At 65.9% G+C, this 16,516-nt stretch carries 14 protein-coding genes; 1 reads left to right on the top strand and 13 read right to left on the bottom strand.

Annotation, left to right across the window (positions count from 1 at the left end):
- Positions 1-26 precede the first annotated feature (26 nt).
- From C7402_RS40100 to C7402_RS40070, 7 genes are all read right to left on the bottom strand, one after another.
- Entirely contained in the window at positions 27-1,460 is a 1,434-nt protein-coding gene (locus C7402_RS40100) for an efflux transporter outer membrane subunit (RefSeq protein ID WP_116614484.1), read from the bottom strand.
- A 65-nt stretch (positions 1,461-1,525) separates the two neighbouring features.
- The gene (locus tag C7402_RS40095) at positions 1,526-3,127 is read right to left on the bottom strand and encodes a DHA2 family efflux MFS transporter permease subunit (protein ID WP_116614483.1); all 1,602 of its coding nucleotides are present in this window, start codon (positions 3,125-3,127) and stop codon (positions 1,526-1,528) included.
- A 13-nt stretch (positions 3,128-3,140) separates the two neighbouring features.
- The gene (locus C7402_RS40090) at positions 3,141-4,226 is read right to left on the bottom strand and encodes an HlyD family secretion protein (RefSeq protein ID WP_116614482.1); all 1,086 of its coding nucleotides are present in this window, start codon (positions 4,224-4,226) and stop codon (positions 3,141-3,143) included.
- Between the two features lie 61 nt (positions 4,227-4,287).
- Positions 4,288-4,746 carry a MarR family winged helix-turn-helix transcriptional regulator gene (locus C7402_RS40085; RefSeq protein WP_112177982.1) on the bottom strand — a complete coding sequence of 153 codons (459 nt, stop codon included), beginning with the start codon at positions 4,744-4,746 and terminating at the stop codon, positions 4,288-4,290.
- Between the two features lie 89 nt (positions 4,747-4,835).
- Positions 4,836-5,765 (bottom strand): LysR family transcriptional regulator, encoded by a 930-nt coding sequence (locus tag C7402_RS40080; protein WP_112177983.1) that lies wholly within the window; start codon positions 5,763-5,765, stop codon positions 4,836-4,838.
- A 40-nt stretch (positions 5,766-5,805) separates the two neighbouring features.
- Positions 5,806-6,120, bottom strand: a complete 315-nt coding sequence (locus C7402_RS40075; protein WP_112177984.1) for a helix-turn-helix domain-containing protein — start codon at positions 6,118-6,120, stop codon at positions 5,806-5,808.
- 11 nt (positions 6,121-6,131) lie between these two features.
- Positions 6,132-7,622, bottom strand: a complete 1,491-nt coding sequence (locus C7402_RS40070) for an aminotransferase-like domain-containing protein (protein ID WP_116614505.1) — start codon at positions 7,620-7,622, stop codon at positions 6,132-6,134.
- 187 nt (positions 7,623-7,809) lie between these two features.
- Between C7402_RS40070 and C7402_RS40065 the strand changes: the two genes are divergently transcribed.
- Positions 7,810-10,155: an FdhF/YdeP family oxidoreductase gene (locus C7402_RS40065; RefSeq protein WP_116614481.1), complete on the top strand. Its 2,346-nt coding sequence runs from the start codon at positions 7,810-7,812 to the stop codon at positions 10,153-10,155.
- Between the two features lie 89 nt (positions 10,156-10,244).
- Here C7402_RS40065 and C7402_RS40060 read toward each other — a convergent pair whose 3' ends face one another.
- From C7402_RS40060 to C7402_RS40035, 6 genes are all read right to left on the bottom strand, one after another.
- Positions 10,245-10,610 (bottom strand): response regulator, encoded by a 366-nt coding sequence (locus tag C7402_RS40060; RefSeq protein WP_112177986.1) that lies wholly within the window; start codon positions 10,608-10,610, stop codon positions 10,245-10,247.
- Positions 10,611-10,650: 40 nt separating this feature from the next.
- Positions 10,651-11,637, bottom strand: a complete 987-nt coding sequence (locus C7402_RS40055) for a chemotaxis protein CheX (protein ID WP_116614480.1) — start codon at positions 11,635-11,637, stop codon at positions 10,651-10,653.
- A 54-nt stretch (positions 11,638-11,691) separates the two neighbouring features.
- A complete protein-coding gene (locus C7402_RS40050) occupies positions 11,692-12,225 on the bottom strand; it encodes a hypothetical protein (RefSeq protein ID WP_116614479.1) in 534 nt (177 codons plus the stop codon).
- A complete protein-coding gene (locus C7402_RS40045) occupies positions 12,222-12,983 on the bottom strand; it encodes a methyl-accepting chemotaxis protein (RefSeq protein WP_244315047.1) in 762 nt (253 codons plus the stop codon). The genes C7402_RS40050 and C7402_RS40045 overlap by 4 nt, the downstream gene beginning before the upstream one ends.
- Before the next feature lie 3 nt (positions 12,984-12,986).
- Positions 12,987-15,362 (bottom strand): HAMP domain-containing protein, encoded by a 2,376-nt coding sequence (locus C7402_RS40040; RefSeq protein WP_116614478.1) that lies wholly within the window; start codon positions 15,360-15,362, stop codon positions 12,987-12,989.
- A 201-nt stretch (positions 15,363-15,563) separates the two neighbouring features.
- On the bottom strand, positions 15,564-16,481 hold the full coding sequence (locus C7402_RS40035) for a LysR family transcriptional regulator (protein WP_112177990.1): 918 nt from the start codon (positions 16,479-16,481) through the stop codon (positions 15,564-15,566).
- Positions 16,482-16,516: the final 35 nt, after the last annotated feature.

Raw genomic sequence — 16,516 nt, 5'->3', positions numbered from 1 at the left:
GCAAGCAAGCGTTGCAGGCATGTCGTTCAACCGCCGTGCGCGGGCGCGTCCTGCGCCAGCACCACATCGCCACTCTGGCTCCAGCCGCCGCCCAGCGACCGGTAGAGCGCGACCGCCGCGAGCGCGCGCTCGCGCTGCGCGTCGTTGAGCAGGTCCTGATCGGCGAGCAGGGTTTGCTGCGCGCTGAGCACGTCGAGGAAGTCGGCGGCGCCGCCCTTGTAAAGCTGGTTGGCGAGCTTGAGCGATTGCGCCGACGAAGCCAGCGCATCGTTCAGTTGCTGCGTTTGCCCCGCCGTGCTCACGAGATCGCTGCGGCTGTCCTCCACTTCGCGCAAGGCTTGCAGCATGGTCTGTTGCAAATTCAACTGCAATTCGCGCATGCGGCTCTCGCTCTGGTCGATGTCGGCCGTAATGCGCCCCGCGTTGAAGATCGGACTCGTCGCGCCGATCGCCGCGCTGAAGAGATTGTCGGTCAGCGTGGGCATGCCGAGATAAGACGCCGCGAGAATGCCGTCCGTCAAGTTGAGCGTGAACTTCGGATAGCGCTCGGCGCGCGCCACGCCCACTTCCGCCGCGCGCTGCTGCACCGTGGCGTAAGCCGCCTGCACGTCGGGGCGGCGCAATAACGCCTCGGAAGGCAGCATCTGCGGCACGCTCGCGGGCACACCTGGAATAGGCGCGCTTTGCGCGAGCGCGAGTTGCGCCACCGACTCCGGCGTGCGCCCCGTGTACACCGCGATCAGGTTCAATTGATGGTCGATGCTCGACTGTGCGCGCGGAATGCGCGCCTGCAACTCGCTGAGCTGCGTTTGCGCGCGCGCGACGTCCAGTTGCGTCGAAAGGCCGTATTTCAGGCGGTCTTGCGTGAGCCGCAACGTGTGCTTGCGAATCTCCAGGTTATCCTGAAGGATTTTCAACTCGGCCTGCGCATAGCGCAGATCGACGTACGCCGAAGCCGTGTTCGCCGCAAGCGCGAGGCGCACTGCGTCGAGCGCGTGCTTCTGGCCCACGAGGTTTGCCTGCGCGGCGAGCAGGTCGAGACGTTCCCCGCCGAACACGTCGGGCGACCAGCTCAGCGCGAGTCCCGCGCCCGCCTGCTTCACGTAGCCGAGCGGCGGCGGCGTATTTTGCCGCGTGTAAGCGCCGTGCGCCGTGAAATCGAGTTGCGGCAGCAACGCGGCGTGCTTTTGCGTGGTGATCGATTGCGCCTGCTTCACGCGCTCGGCGGCGGCCTGCAAGTCGAGATTGCCTTCGAGCACCGTGGCGAGCAGCGCGTCGAGTGTGGGATCGCCGAACTGCGCCCACCAGGCGCGTGCTTCGATCGCGTCTTGCGGGGCGTCGATGCGCCACGCCACGGGCGCCGTTTCGTGCACGGAGGCAGGCAAATCAGGGTGCTGCGCGGGCTGCACCGCGCAGGCGGCGAGCACGGCGGCGCAGAGCATCGAGAGAGCGAGGCGCATGGGTTTCGACGAGCGGCTGTCGGCCCGAGGGGACTGCGGGGTTGGGAGGGTTTGCATGAAGCACCTCAATGAGCGTCGGGCGGCGGGCCGCCCATCGAAATCGGCTGCGAAAACGCCACGCTCGCAATGGCCACGAGGAAGCAAAGGGAAAGCGCGAAGAACGTATCGGAGAACGTCATCACGAGCGCCTCGCGCAACACGAGCGCATGCAGTTGCGCAAGCCCCGCCTGGGCGGCGTCGAGCGCATTGCCCGCCGCCGACGACCAGTACGCGGTGCGCCCCGCAAGCAGAAGCTGCACCTGCGGCGCGCCATCGGTCACGCTTTCGTTCAGGCGCAGATAATGAAAGTTGAGCCGGTCGTTGAGCATCGTCGCGCTCACGGCAATGCCGATCGCGCCGCCCAGATTGCGCATGAGATTGAAGAGGCCGCTTGCCGACTTGAGCCGCGATGCCGGCAGCGAGCCGAGCGACATTGTGACGATGGGCGGAATGGCGAACTGCTGGCCAATGCCGCGCAGCGCCTGCGGCAGGAGGAACTGCTGCCAGCCCCAGTCGTGCGTGAGCGGCACATACAGGTAGCAGCCAAGGCCGAAACAAACCAGACCGAACAGCATCAGCTTGCGCATGCTGAAGTAGCGCGTGGCCCAGGCATACACACCGAGCGCGAGCAACTGGAACACGCCCACGGAAAGCAGCGAGAGACCGATTTGCAGCGAGCTATAGCCGCGCACTTCGGCAAGGAAAAGCGGCGTGAGATAAACGGCCACGAAAATGCCGATGCCGGTGACGAACGAGAGCAGGCTGCCGATGCCGAAGTTGCGCACGAGCAGCGCGCGCAAATCGACGATCGGGTCCTTCGCCGTGAGCGCGTGCACGAGGAAAAGAAAACCGCAAATGGCCGAGATCCACGTGCAGGCCACGATCGCGTCGTCGCCGAACCAGTTCTTGCGCGGCCCTTCTTCGAGCACGTATTCGAGGCAGCCAAGAAAACCGCACATGAGCACGATGCCGAGATAATCGCCGCGCTTGAGCAGCGAGAGATCGGGCTTGTCGATGTTCACGTACTTCGGCACCAGCGCCGCCACCGCAACGCCCGGCACGAGATTCAGATAAAAGAGCCAGTGCCACGACCATTGATCGGTGATCCAGCCGCCGATCACCGGCCCGAGCGTCGGCGCGAGCGAGGCGAGCGCGCCGATGGTTGTTGACGCAACCAGACGCTGCTTGCCCGGAAAGAGCACGAAGGCCGTAGTGAACACGGTGGGGATCATCGCGGCGCCGAGCGCGCCTTGGAGGCCGCGAAACACGATCATCGAGTTGATGTCCCAGGCGAGGCCGCACAACATGCTCGTGACAGTGAAGCCCACCGCAGACGCCACGAACAGCCAGCGCGTGGAAAACACCTTCGAGAGCCAGCCGGACATGGGAATCACCATGATCTCGGCGATCAGATAAGCGGTCTGCACCCACGAAAGCTCGTCCTGGCTTGCGGAAAGTCCGCCGCCGATGTCGCGCAGCGACGAAGCGACGATCTGGATGTCAAGCGTGGCCATGAAAAAGCCGATGCACATCAGCGCGAACGCGAAGGCGCGTTGCGCCATCGGTTGCAGATGCGGCGCGAGCGGCTCCTGCACGCTTGAAGCGGGGCTCATCGTAGTGGCGTTCATCGCGGTGGCCTCTTCAATGCGCTTGAGCGAGATGCACTTTCACGGTCGCGGAAAGGCCCGGCCGCAACGCGCCCTCCATGCCCGGCGACGCCGATGCATCGAGACGAATGCGCACCGGCACGCGCTGCACGATCTTCGTGAAGTTGCCCGTGGCGTTCTCGGGCGGCAGCACACTGAACGTCGCCCCCGTGGCCGGCGCGAGACTCTCCACCACGCCGTGCAGCGTGCCGCTGGCCGCGTCGAGCGTGACGTCGGCGTGGTCGCCCGCATGCATCTTCTTCAACTGGTCTTCCTTGAAGTTTGCGTCCACCCACAGACCCGATGCGGGCACCACGGTCAGCAGCGGCGCGCCCACGTTCGCGAGCGTGCCCACGCGGGCCGTGCGATTGCCGATGTAGCCGTCCACCGGCGCGCTCAACGTGGTGTATTCGACGTTCAGTTGTGCGAGGCGCTGGTTGGCTTGCGCCGTCGCGACGCGGGCCCGCGCGTCGTTGATCTGCGCGGCCAGCACGTCGAGCTGGCGTTGCGCCGCCAGCACCGCCGCGCCGCTTTGCGCGACCGACGCCTGGGCCTTCGCGTAATCGGAGTCCGCACGCTCCACCAACTGGCTCGACACCGCGTCGTCCTTCACCAGTTCGCGGTAGCGCGTCTGGTCCTGGCCGCTGCGCGTGAGTTCCGCATTCGAGGCGCGCACTTCCGCCTGATGCTGGTTGATCACGGCTTCCTGCAACGAGCGCTTCGCCTGCAATTCGTCCACCGAGGCGCGCGCGCTCGCCAGTTCGGCATTGGCCTGCGCGAGCTTCGCGTCGTAATCACGCGAGTCGAGCCGCAGCAGCACCTGGCCCGCATGCACGCGCTGGTTGTCCTGCACGAGGATCTCCGAGACGAAGCCGCTCACGCGCGGCGCCATGACCGTGACGTTGCCGCCCACGTAGGCGTCGTCGGTGGTCTCGACGAAGCGCAGCACGACGAACCAGTAGCCGGCGGCGGCCGCCAGCACGAGCGCGACCGCGCCTAGCGCGAGACGCATGCGCGAGATGCGCGCGCTCTCTCTCGCCTGCACCGGCTCGACCGCAACGGGAGTGGAAGGACTCGACATGACGTTTACCTGTGTATATGCACTGTTTAAGATAAAAAAGGCGTGACGCGACCAGCAAAAACTAGACAGCCCGTGTGATGCGAAACAACTCGCGCCGCAGCCACGCCGCGCGCTGCGCGCCGAAGCGGCGCTCGAATTCGTCCTGCGCGGCGCGCCAATGCGTGTGCGCCGCCTGAAGCCGCGCGCGGCCCGCAAGCGTGAGCGCGAGACGGCGGCGGCGTTCGCCTCCATCTGGCGCGTCGGCCACCAGCGCGCCGCGCAGGAGCGGTCGCAACGCCCGTACGAGCGTGGTGCGCTCCATCACCATCGAGCGCGCCAGCTCCGCCATCGTGAGACTCGACGCACGGCCGAGCGCGCCGAGAATGCTGAATTGCGTGGGCGTGAGCCCTGCCGCGCTCAGGTGCCGCTCGTAAAGCTGCGACAAATGCCGCGCGGCCTGGCGCACGGCGAAACAGTCGTCGTGCTCGGGAGACTGGTCGGCGCCGTGCTCCGTGCGTGGGTTTGGGGCTTCGATGTGCATATGCACAGACTAGCGGGCATTCCGGCCCCGAACAAGCTTCACGCGCGACATCACATTATGGCCGCGCCGACAACAATCGCCCCATCCTTTCATTCAGCCTTCGATTTGGCGGGCGCATCATGCCTCACATCGTCGAAGAACGCGGTGGCGTGGTCGATGAACGCGCGCACCTTGGCCGGCAGCAACGTGCGCGTTGTGTAGGCGAGGCGGATCTCGATCTGCATGTCGACGAGCGGAAAGTCGTCGAGCACGGTCACGAGCTTGCCCGCCGCCAGTTCCTCGCTCACGAGCGCGGTGGGCAAGATGCCGATGCCGAAGCCTTGCAGCACCATTTCGCGGTTGAACTCGGGGTTGTTCGAGGCGACCTCGTGCTGCATGGGGATGACGATTTCCTCGTCGTCCGCGCGAAACGCAATGGAGGGCTTGCGCATGGACGGCGGCATCGGCACGAACACATGCTCCACGAGGTCGGCGGGATGCTTCGGCGTGCCACGCTCGGCGAGATACGCGGGCGTCGTGACGAGCGCGAGCGGGATGCGTTCGAGCAGGCGCGTGACGGTCGACTCGTTGTTGAGCATGAACGGCAGCACGAGGCCGAGGTCGTAGCCGTCCGCGATCAGATCGACGGGGCGCTCGGTGAGGATCACGTCGAGCGTGACCTTGGGGTGTGCGCGCTTGAAGCTGGCGATGAGCGGCACGAGGCGGTTGACCGTGGCCGTGGTGTGCGCGACGAGGCGCAGCACGCCGTTGGCCTCGCGTGTCTGGTCGGTCGCGTCGGCCTCCAGCGCGTCGAGGTCGTCGAGCACGCGGCAACAGCCTTCGTAGAAGCGCTCGGCCGTCTCGGTGAGCGACACCGCACGCGTGCTGCGATGAAAGAGCCGGTTGCCAAGGCGCTTTTCGAGCCGCGCGATTGCACGCGAGACGACGGGCGTGGTGAGGCTGTGCATATCCGCGGCGCGCGTGAAGCTGCGCGCCTCGACGACGGAGCGGAAGATCCGCAGGCTGTCGATATAGTCCATGAGCGTGTGGGGGTGTGGCGTTCGCGTAGCTTAAAGCCTTTCAGTCGCCCTTGCCGAACACCTCCTCGCAAAACCCCCGCCCCTCGTCGGACAAGCTCGCCGTTCCCGTGCCGTCCTCCGCTTGCGTCGTCACGACCAGACCGCCGTCCACGAGCGCGGTCAAATGCCTGCGCAATGCGCTCATCGGCACGCCGGCCTGCTTCGAGAGCTTCGCTAGCGACCACGCGCGCCACTGACGCTCAGGCTGCCCCTGCTTCTCGCACTCCGCGCGCCACAACTGTTCGAGCACGGCAACCAGCGCCGGATCGATGCCGGCCTCGTCGTCGTTATCGTCGCGCTCTTCATCTGCGTTCATCGTCTGTCTCCTCACGCCATTTTCGCGACCATTTCGCCGAGCGTCTTCAGCGCGGCCTCGGTCTGCGCGGTCCATGGGTAGCTGTAATTCAGCCGGATGTAGTGGTGATACTCGTTGCGCATCGAGAACATATAGCCTGGCCCGATGGTGATGCCTTGTGCGAGCGCCGCCTGGTAGAGCCGCATCGAATCCACGCGCGGCGGCAGTTCCACCCACAGCACGTAGCCGCCTTGCGGCTCCGAAGTGCGCGTGCCCGCCGGAAAGAAACGCTCGACCATGGCCCGCATGAGCCGCGCCTGTTGACGGTAGAAACGCCGCACGCGGCGCAGGTGCCGGTCGTAGCCGTCGTGGCGCAGGTAATCCGCCAGCGCGACCTGGGGCACCGAAGGCGTGGTGAGCGTGTTGAGGAACTTGAGCTTCTCGACCTGCGCGCGGTAGCGCCCAGGCAGCGCCCAGCCGATGCGGTACGAGGCCGAAAGACTCTTGGAAAACGAGGCGCAATGCAGCACGAGCCCGCGCGTGTCGAACTGCTTGAGCGTGGAAGGCCGCGTTTGCCCGAAATACAGCTCCTGGTAGACATCGTTTTCGATCACGGGCAGGTCGTGCGCCTCGGCCAGCGCCACGAGCCGCGCCTTGTGCGCGTCGGGCATGCGAAAGCCCAGCGGATTCTGGAAGTTCGGCATCACCATGCACGCGGCCACCTTCTGGCGCGCGAGCACGCGCTCCAGCGCGTCGAGGTCGATGCCGGTGTCAGCGTGCGTGCTCACTTCGATTGCGCGCATGCCCAGACGCTCGATGGCGTGCAGCATCGCGTAGTAGGTGGGCGACTCCACGGCCACCGTGTCGCCCGGCTTCGCCACCGCTTGCAGGCTCAGATTGATCGCTTCCGTCGCGCCCACTGTGATGACGATTTCCTCGGGATCGACGCTCACGCCGTTTTCCGCGTAGCGCCGCGCGATCTGCCGGATCAGTTCGGGATTGCCGGGCGGCAGGTCGTCGATCAGATTCCAGCTTGCATGGCGGCGCGCGATGGCATTGGCGTACTGGTTGATGCGCCGCCAGGGGAACAGCGCCGGGTCGGGGTACGGCGAGCCGAGCGGCACCGCGTCCTGCGCGCCGATGCTGCGCAAGGTGGACAGCACGAGGCGGCTCACGTCCACGTTGGCGGGCACCGGTTGCCTCGGCGCGCTCGGGCGGCGCAGCCTCGCCAGGGAGGCCGCGGGGGCGGCCGGCGGCCGTTGTCCGTTGGTCGCTGCGCTCGCCGCGTTCACGCCGCCCGCGTGGGACGCGCCCACACGCGAGCGCACGAAATAACCCGACTGCGGACGCGACTCGATCACGCTGCGGCTCTCCAGCAGCGCGTACGCATGCAGCACAGTCTTGATGCTCACGCCGTATTGCTGGCTCGCGCGCCGCACCGAAAGAATGCGCTCGCCGGGGCCAAACACGCCCCGCCGCACAGCGGCTTCGATATCGTCGGCGAGTTGCTCGTAGCGGGTCACGTTCAAAAGGGCAAAGGGGATGAGGCACAGACGCCATGCGGGCGCGGTCGTTCCCGCCCAGTCTATGACAAAACGCCGCAACTGTATCCCTTGCTTTTCGGTTTTTCTGTGATCTCCGGGAGCACAGGAACACAGTAGCCTTGGGTCATCGGGCAGACCGCCCTGGAAAACGAAAGCCAACCGCATCATGAAGAAGCCGCAAGGTCGCATCGAGCCGTACCACCACCCCGCCGCAGGCTGGGGCGCGCTCAAGCAGGTCGCCATCAACCTGATCAAGGAAAAGGTGACGGGCGGCAATTACCGCACGCTGCTCAAGCAGAACCAGCCCGACGGCTTCGACTGCCCCGGCTGCGCGTGGCCCGACCGCGAGCACGCCTCGACCTTCGAATTCTGCGAGAACGGCGTGAAGGCCGTAGCGGCGGAGGCGACCAGCAAGCGCGTGACGCCCCGGTTCTTCCAGGAGCACACCGTGAGCGAGCTGATGGCGCAAACGGACTACGAGCTGGAGCAACATGGCCGCCTGACCGATCCGCTCGTGTACGACGCGTTGCAGGACCGCTACGTGCCGATCGAATGGAGCGATGCGTTCAAGCTGATCGGCAAGCACCTCAAGGCGCTCGACAACCCCAACCGCGCCGCGTTCTACACCTCGGGCCGCGCGAGCAACGAGGCCGCGTTCCTCTACCAGCTTTTCGTGCGCATGTACGGCACGAACAACTTCCCCGACTGCTCGAACATGTGCCACGAGGCCACGAGCCGCGGCCTGCCGGGCACGGTTGGCATCGGCAAGGGCACGGTCACGCTCGACGACTTCGAGCACGCCGACACCCTCCTCATCTTCGGCCAGAACCCGGCCACGAACCATCCACGCATGCTCGGCGAACTGCGCGAATGCGCGAAGCGCGGCGCGACCATCGTGTCGATCAATCCGTTGAAGGAACGCGGACTGGAGCGCTTCGCGAGCCCGCAGCACACGCTCGACATGCTTTCGCCCAAGGGCGTGCAGATCAGCTCCGTGTTTATCCGCCCGCGCGTGGGCGGCGACTTCGCGCTCATCAAGGGCGTGGCCAAGCGCGTGATCGAACTCGACGATCAGGCGCTCGCGCAAGGCGCCGAGCGCATTCTCGACGTCGATTTTATCGCGGAACATACCGTGGGCTTCGACGCCTTCGCCGCCGATCTGCGCGCCGAATCGTGGGACACCATCGTGGCCGAAGCGGGCGTGCCGGTCGAAGAAGTGCTCAAGCTCGCCGACATCTACGTGAACGGCAAAGCCGTGATCTCGACGTGGGGCATGGGCCTCACGCAGCACAAGAATTCGGTGGCGACGATCCAGTTGCTCTCGAATCTCATGATGATGCGCGGGAACATCGGCCGCCGCGGCGCGGGTCTATGCCCCGTGCGCGGCCATTCGAACGTGCAGGGCGACCGCACGGTGGGCATCGAGGAAAAGCCCACCCAGGCGTTCCTCGACCGTCTCGGCAAGGCCTACGATTTCGAGCCGCCGCGCGAACACGGCTACGACGTGGTGGAAACCATCCACGCCATGCTTGAAGGCCAGGTGAAGGTATTCATCGGTCTGGGCGGCAACTTCTCGATCGCCACGCCCGACACGCCGCGCACGTGGGAAGCCATGCGCGCGTGCGCGCTCACGGTGCACGTGACCACGAAGCTCAACCGCAGCCACCTGGTGCACGGCCACGACGCGCTGATCCTGCCCACGCTCGGGCGCACCGAAATCGACCTGCAAAACGGCGTGCCGCAAGGCGTGAGCGTCGAAGACTCGATGAGCATGGTGCACATCTCGTACGGCATGAACCGTCCGGCTTCCACGAACCTGCTTTCGGAAATCGCGATCGTCGCGCACATGGCGCACGCCACGCTCGGCAGCGACAAGGTGGACTGGCTCGACCTCGCCGCCGATTATTCGAAGATCCGCGACGGCATCGAAAAGGTGTTCGACGGCTTCGAGAACTACAACGAGCGTCTGAAGCACCCCGGCGGCTTCCACCTGGGCGTGGCCTCGCGCGACCGCGTGTGGAAAACGCCCAGCGGCAAGGCGCAGTTCGTGGTGCACGGCATCGCGCTCGACACGCCCATTCACCGCGCGCGCGCCGAGCACGGTGCGCGCCTCATGACGCTCATGACCACGCGCTCGCACGATCAGTACAACACCACGATCTACGGTCTCGACGACCGCTATCGCGGCGTGTACGGCCTGCGCCGCGTGCTGTTCGCGAACCGCGAGGACATGACGGTGCTCGGCTTCGAGCCGGGCCAGCACGTGGACATCACGAGCGTGTGGGACGACGGCGTGGAGCGGCACGTCGAGGACTTCATGCTCGTGGAGTACGACATTCCGCGCGGTTGCCTCGGCGCGTACTATCCCGAGACGAATCCGCTCGTGCCGCTCTCCTCCGTCGCCGACGGCGCGGGCACGCCGACCTCGAAGTCGATTCCCGTGCTGTTGAGCCCGTCGAAGGTCAACGCTCAGGAAGACCCTCAGGCAAACGCTCAGGCCATCGCGGCCTGAAGTTCGAGCCCCCGGTTCGGGCACGCGGTTCGGCCACACGAAAGCCCCGGCACTTGCGCCGGGGCTTTTTTGCATGCGCTGCGCGCCGCTTAGCTCGCGAGCTTGCGGAACGTTTCCAGCACCGCTTCGCCCTTGAACGGCTTCACGATCCAGCCGCGCACGCCCGCCGCCTTGCCGCGCTCCTTCATGGCCGGGCTGCTTTCCGTGGTGAGCATCACGACGTTGACGGCCGTATTCGCCAGTTCGCCGCGGATCTTCTCGACCATCGTGAGGCCGTCCATGTTCGGCATGTTCACGTCGCTCACCACGAGCTTCACGCCCGGGTTCGAGCGCAGCTTAGCGAGGCCGTCCTTGCCGTCCACCGCCGTGTCCACATCCAGCCCGTTCTTGCGCAGAAAGCCCGCCACTTCGTCGCGCACCGTGCTCGAATCGTCCACCACCAGAATCTTTGCCATGTCGTCCTTCTCCTTCGCGCCTCTTGCGGCGCGTACTTGATCAAAATAGTTCGAGCTCGCCGCTGGCCTGCTCTTCAACGGCGGCGGCCGCGGCCTGCGCGGCGGTCTCGTCGAATCCTTCGCGCGACCAGCCGAGGCTGAACACGAAGCGCTGATCGATCACCACCTCACGGCCCGTTTTCGGGCACGTGAGGCGATACTTGATGCACAACTGCGGGTTGTCGGAGCCAAACGACAAGTAGCGCCGCCGATGATTGATGAGCAGCGGCACCTGCACCTGTGCGCGCCCCCAGCCCGCTTCGCCCGCGGCGCGCGCGTCGCCCAGATAACGGTTGCGGAACGCTCCCCACACGAGATTCGTGAGTTCGGCGAGCACGCCGTTCACGTCGCGGAAGTCGCTCGCCTCGTCGCGGCCCGCGCGCGGCGGCAGCAGTTCGATGAGCGGCATCTCCTCGGTCTGCATGAGCAGCCAGCCCCGGCACCACGCGGTCTCGATCGGAATGAGCGTGAGCACTTCACCGAAGATGATGCGGTCGCGCACGATGCCCGGCGTATCCCAGTTCACTTCGAGATCGGGAAAGAGGCCGCGCAGGCGCCCGAGCGTCATGTCGGTGATGCCGTCCACGAGCGGGTCCGGGTAGTCGTGCGAAAACACGTTTGCTTGCAGCGCCGCGACCAGCGTTTGCGCGTCGCTTTCGAACCAGTTCGCGCACGGCAAGCGGCGCAGCGGTTCGGGCAGATCGTCGTCGCTCTCCTGCGAGGCGAGGCGCAACACGACCGGCAATTCGGGCCGCTCGGCATCGAGCGCCACCGCCACCGCCGCCGCGGCTTCGCGCGAGCCGCCGAAGTCCTCGCCCAGCAACACGCCGCCCAGGTCGTAGTGCGTCTTGAGCGCCGCCGCGAGCGCCTCGCGCCGCACGCTCACGCAGGTGCAGTTGTGCGCCGCCCCGATTTGCGCGATCGCCTCAGCGCGCGCGGTGTCGCTTTCCAGCAGCAGCAACTTGCTGACTGGCTTGTTCGCGTTCATGTTTCCCTTCTCTGCTTTCGCCTGCTTCAGTTCATTGCCGCGCGCGGTGCGCGCTCAAAACAATTCAAGTTCGCCCGCACTGTCATGCGCTTCGACGGCGGCCGCGCTCACCACGAAATCGAGCGAGGTTTGCGTGCAGACGCACAACGTCGCGCCGAGCCGCACTTCGTGATCGATCGTGAGCGCATACGACTGCGTGTAATCCGGCTTCAGTTCGCGCAGATACGGCAGGCATTCGCTGCTGAGCGCATAGGGCGTCGACATGCCGAGGTCGGGGAAATGCTCGACCAGTTGCTGGTTCATCGCCCCGCAGCACAGGTTGCCGAACTCCATAAAGCACTCGGTGAGCGAGCGCGCGGCGTCGCCTACGTAGTAGCGCTGCGTGCGCTCGTCGTCCTCGAAATGCAGGAGCATCAAAAGGCGAAACTGCATCGACGAAATCGTCAGTATGACCAGGTGTGTGCCCTGGGGCGCTTCGCCCACGCGCGGCACGATCTCGCAGCCATGCTGCGGATCGGTCACGAGCCGCGAGCGCGCCGCCGCGAGAAAAATGCGCTCGATACTGTCCTTCCCATGCGGCCCGATCATGCATGCGCCCCGGCGCGCGTCGCTTCAAGCTGGGCGTGCAACTGGCTCGACGAAGCCTCGACGCTCGCAAGCGACGCGGCGATCATCTTGCCGCCCGCCTGGATGTCCTGGAACGTCGCGGCGGTAATGAGGTCATTGCGGTTCAGGCTGTCGCGGTAGCTCTTCGACAGCTCCTGCGAGCGCGTGGCGAGCGCGCGAACCTCGCCCGCCACGATCGAAAAGCCGCGCCCCGCCGGGCCCGCGCGCGCCGCCTCGATCGAGGCGTTGAGCGAAACGATCAGCACGTGGCTCACGATCGCCGACAGCTCCTGATTCTTGTTGTGCATGTCGTGGTTCTGCGCCATGAGCGAGATCATCTGCTCGTGCCAGCGCTCGAACGTCGACGACATCAACTTCAGGCGCGCGGCCTCGCTCGCAATGCGCGCCGTGTGCTGCATGGCGTCGTCGCGATGGGCACGCTCGCTCGCAAGCGCCGCTTCGAGCGCGTCCGCCACGGACTTGCGCTGCCCAAGCTCCGCGCGCAGCGAGTCGATCTGCGCGGCGAGCGTCTCGCGCTCGCGTGCGTCCTCTTCCTGCTGCGCGACGTGACGCGCCTCGGCCTGCGCAAGTGCGGCGGCGTGCGCCGCCTCCTGCGCGTGCGCCGCTGCGCGCGACGCTTTGCGCGCGCGCGCTTGCCACGTCGCGGCCGCGCCGGCCGCCAGCGCCAGCAGCGCCGCGCCTTCGATCAAATACGGTAAGACCACTGCAACCCCCGCCATGCGCTAGCTCGCCAGCGCGTCTTCTTGCTTTGCTGCCTGGTTTGCTTGCGCGGCATCGGCCGTCTGCACCGCCCACTGCAACGGCAAACGCACGATGGTCTGGAAATGCCGGTAATCGGCGCCACGGCGATCGTCGGTGAAACGCAGCTCGATGGCGCCGCCCTCGCGTTCGAGGAAGTCGCGCACCGCGTCCATGCCCACGCCGCGGCCCGACACTTCGGTCACGTTCGCCGCGGTCGAGAAGCCGGGACGGAAGATGAACGAGGCGATCGTCTCGTCGCTCACGGCTTCATACGCGTCGATCCAGCCGCGCTCCACCGCGATGCCGCGAATGCGCGCGAGCGCGAGGCCCCGGCCGTCGTCGGCGAGCGTCAATTTCAGCGCGCCGTTGTGCACGTTCACGTCGATGTCGATGTGCCCGGCCTCGTCCTTGCCCAGCGCGCGGCGTTGCGGCGGCATTTCGATGCCGTGATCGAGCGAGTTGCGCAGCAAGTGCATGAACACGTTCTTCACGGTGCCGGCCGCTTCACTGCGCAGGCGATAGCCGTTGTCCTCGACCTGCACGACCGGCGCGACCTTGCCAAGCTCCTCCGCCAGCGAAGGCAGCGAGCCAGTCACGCCCGCGAGCGCATCGGCCACGCGCTCGGTGCCAATCGCACGCAGCGTGCTGCGCAGCTCGGCGCGCATCGCGCGCAGCGCGGGCAGATCGCTTTCGTCGGTTGCGTCGATGATGCGCAAGGTCTTTTCGATCGCTTCGCGCCCGATGCTCATGTTCGCGTCGCCGTTCTGCGCAACGCGCGGGCCGCGCCCGAGGCTCACTTCGTTGATGCTCGAATAGTTCTCCAGCGCCGACTTCACGCGCTCCAGATCGGCGATCAGCGCCTGCTGGTCCCACGCGTGATCGGTGTCTTCGCGGCGCAGCGCGTCGTAGCGCTGCTCGACTTCGTGCACCACGCCCGTGAGATGCTGAAGGCTGTACGTGCGCGCATTGCCCTTGATCGTGTGCATGTTGCGGAACAGCGCGGCAATCGCGCCCATGTCCGCGCAATCGTGCTGGCGAATGATGTGCTCGTTCTCGTGGATGAAGCCCGTCGAGCTATCCACGAAGTGCTGGAACTTCTCTTCGCTCACCGCGAGAATCTCGCCGATCATCTCCAGGCGGCGCTTCTGCTCGCCCGCTTCGGCGGCCAGTTCGCGCAGCTCCGTCACGTCGCGCACGCACAGCATGAGGCGCACGACCACGTCGTTTTCGTCGGTGATCGCCGACCAGCTCAAATCGAGCACCTTCGCGCGGCCGTCCGGCAGCGTGCGCGTGATTTCGTTCACGAGCAGATGCTGGTTGAACGCGAAGTTCACGTCGTCTTCGCCAAGGCATGCATGCACGGCGGCGTCGATCTGCGCGAGCGTGTCGGCGTCGAGGTTCGTGTGCGAGAACACGAGGTCCATGAGCGGCGCGCCTGCGATCGCGTTCGTTTCGAAGATCGCTTCGAGGTAGGCCGAGTATTCGTTGTGGATCGTCGCGCCTTCGACCACCGTGAGAATGCCCTGCTGCATGTTCTGCAACATGGCCTGAATGTCGGCGGTCTTGCGCTTGAGCTGAGCGGAGCTGTGCTGGATCTTCTCGATCATGCCGTTGAAGGCGACGATCGAATGGCCGATCTCGTCCATGCGCCCCACGGGCACGCGGCGCGTGAAGTCCTGGCTCGACGCGATCTCGCTCATCATGGCTTGCATGCGCGAGAGCGGACGCGTGATCTGGCGGTAGAGCAGCGCGCCGATCAGCGTGAGCAGCAGCACCGCGCCGCCCGTCACGCCGGCAATGGCGCTCGTGGTGGTGTCGAGCGTGCCGTTGAGCGTGCGGATCGCCTCATCCTTCTGGCGGTTCTTCTCCACGCGCATCGTCGTGACGATGCCTTCGAGTTCGTCGCGGTACTGCGCGACGTTCGCGAAAAGATAGGCCTGGGCAAGCTCGTTCTTGCCGCTCTCCTTCATCTTCGCGGTGTCGTCGATCGCGGAGAAGTAGTTCGCGAGGCTTTCCTGCGCCTGCGCGACGAGGCCTTCCTGGGCGTGGCTCGCGGCGGCCTTGCGCTGCACGTCGAGCGCGGCGCGCAGCGCGGCTTCCTTTTCCTTGAGCTCGTTTTGCGCGAGCGACGCAACGGTGGCGTCGGGTGCGTAGACGAGCGTCATGGTGGCGAGCTGCACGTCCTTCACGAGCGAAACGAGGTCGGACGATGCGAGTGCGCTTGGCACGACGCCTTGTGTGACCTGGCGGACGTCGGTGGCGCTGCGGCGGGCCTGATAAGCCGCGTAGCCGCCAATGGCGGACAACGCAACGAACATCAGGACGATGAGTAGCGTGATGCGGTGACGAATGGTCATGTCGAAATCCCCCGAGCCTTCGATGCGCCGGCCTCGCTATGGCTGCGAGACTCGGGAAACGTCGGCCAATTTATTCGCGATGGATTATCGACGCTCAGGTATGACGAAATGATGAAGGGACATGATTCAGTCGCATGTGCTGTTCGTTAGCGCACATTGTTGTGCGATTCATGCGTAATTCGTGCGGAATCAGTGCGCAATTCACACGCGCTCGTGAAACGCGCTGAGGCCCGTGAGCATCGATTGCAGCAACGCCTGCGCGGCCGCGGACAACGGCCGCCCCGCGCGCACGAGCATGCGCGCCTTCGCCGACTGAAAAAGAGGATGCGCGACCGGCAACGCGACGAGTTCCCCCGCCGCGATTTCGTGCATGGCCGCGAAGGGCCCCATCAGCGTGATGCCTTCGCCCTTCTTCGCGAAGTGCTTGAGCACCGTGAGCGAGTTGGTCGTGAGCGAAGCGTTCAGATGCACGTTGTCGGCATACGCGAGCATCTGCACGATCTGCCCGAGCCCGTAGCTCGGCGGCATGACCGCGAGCGGATAGCGCGCGAGGTCCTCCACATGAACGGGCGCGCCGCGCTGCGCGAGCGCATGCGCGGGATGCGCGAGCACGACGACGGGTTGCGGCGAGCTTGCGCAATATTCGATATGCGGATGCGCGGGCGGGTTGTACGCGAGCCCGATATGCGCGCGCCCTTCCACCACGTCGCCCACCACGTCGTTCACGGGCAGCACGTCCACGCCCACGTCGAGGCGCGGATAACGCTCGCAAAACGCCGTGAGCACTTCGTCCATCAGGCCGTCCACGTAACCTTCGCTCGTCGCGATGCGCACCTGCCCCTGCTGCAAGCCCTGCAAAGCCTGGAGATGGCGCTCGAACTGCTCCTGCTGCGCCTGGCAGCCGCGCCAGTACTCCACGAGATGCTGGGCCGCGTCGGTCGGCACGACGCCGCGCGCGCGGCGCTCGAACAGCGTCGCGCCGATCTCCTCCTCCAGCAAGCGGATCTGCCGCGTGATGACGGAGGCGGCCGTGTTCAGGTTGTCCGCGGCGCCGCGAATCGAGCCCTGCGTGAGCACTTCGTGAAAGTAGCGCAAGCGGCGCTGGTTGATATCGCGCATGGCGTTGTTCCTACCCTTTGTTTTGAGTGTTGCCT

The sequence above is a fragment of the Paraburkholderia unamae genome (assembly GCF_003096875.1).
GTDB classification, from domain to species: domain Bacteria; phylum Pseudomonadota; class Gammaproteobacteria; order Burkholderiales; family Burkholderiaceae; genus Paraburkholderia; species Paraburkholderia unamae.
The sequence above is the reverse complement of the archived record's forward strand: the minus strand, read 5'-3'. Positions and strand labels throughout refer to the sequence as shown.

What these genes read in the sequence shown, in the direction of transcription:
- C7402_RS40100 (WP_116614484.1), bottom strand. Translation starts at nt 1,460, where the DNA reads ATGCGCCTCGCTCTCTCGATGCTCTGCGCCGCCGTGCTCGCCGCCTGC.
- C7402_RS40095 (WP_116614483.1), bottom strand. Translation starts at nt 3,127, where the DNA reads ATGAACGCCACTACGATGAGCCCCGCTTCAAGCGTGCAGGAGCCGCTC.
- C7402_RS40090 (WP_116614482.1), bottom strand. Translation starts at nt 4,226, where the DNA reads ATGTCGAGTCCTTCCACTCCCGTTGCGGTCGAGCCGGTGCAGGCGAGA.
- C7402_RS40085 (WP_112177982.1), bottom strand. Translation starts at nt 4,746, where the DNA reads ATGCACATCGAAGCCCCAAACCCACGCACGGAGCACGGCGCCGACCAG.
- C7402_RS40080 (WP_112177983.1), bottom strand. Translation starts at nt 5,765, where the DNA reads ATGGACTATATCGACAGCCTGCGGATCTTCCGCTCCGTCGTCGAGGCG.
- C7402_RS40075 (WP_112177984.1), bottom strand. Translation starts at nt 6,120, where the DNA reads ATGAACGCAGATGAAGAGCGCGACGATAACGACGACGAGGCCGGCATC.
- C7402_RS40065 (WP_116614481.1), top strand. Translation starts at nt 7,810, where the DNA reads ATGAAGAAGCCGCAAGGTCGCATCGAGCCGTACCACCACCCCGCCGCA.
- C7402_RS40060 (WP_112177986.1), bottom strand. Translation starts at nt 10,610, where the DNA reads ATGGCAAAGATTCTGGTGGTGGACGATTCGAGCACGGTGCGCGACGAA.
- C7402_RS40055 (WP_116614480.1), bottom strand. Translation starts at nt 11,637, where the DNA reads ATGAACGCGAACAAGCCAGTCAGCAAGTTGCTGCTGCTGGAAAGCGAC.
- C7402_RS40050 (WP_116614479.1), bottom strand. Translation starts at nt 12,225, where the DNA reads ATGATCGGGCCGCATGGGAAGGACAGTATCGAGCGCATTTTTCTCGCG.
- C7402_RS40045 (WP_244315047.1), bottom strand. Translation starts at nt 12,983, where the DNA reads ATGGCGGGGGTTGCAGTGGTCTTACCGTATTTGATCGAAGGCGCGGCG.
- C7402_RS40040 (WP_116614478.1), bottom strand. Translation starts at nt 15,362, where the DNA reads ATGACCATTCGTCACCGCATCACGCTACTCATCGTCCTGATGTTCGTT.
- C7402_RS40035 (WP_112177990.1), bottom strand. Translation starts at nt 16,481, where the DNA reads ATGCGCGATATCAACCAGCGCCGCTTGCGCTACTTTCACGAAGTGCTC.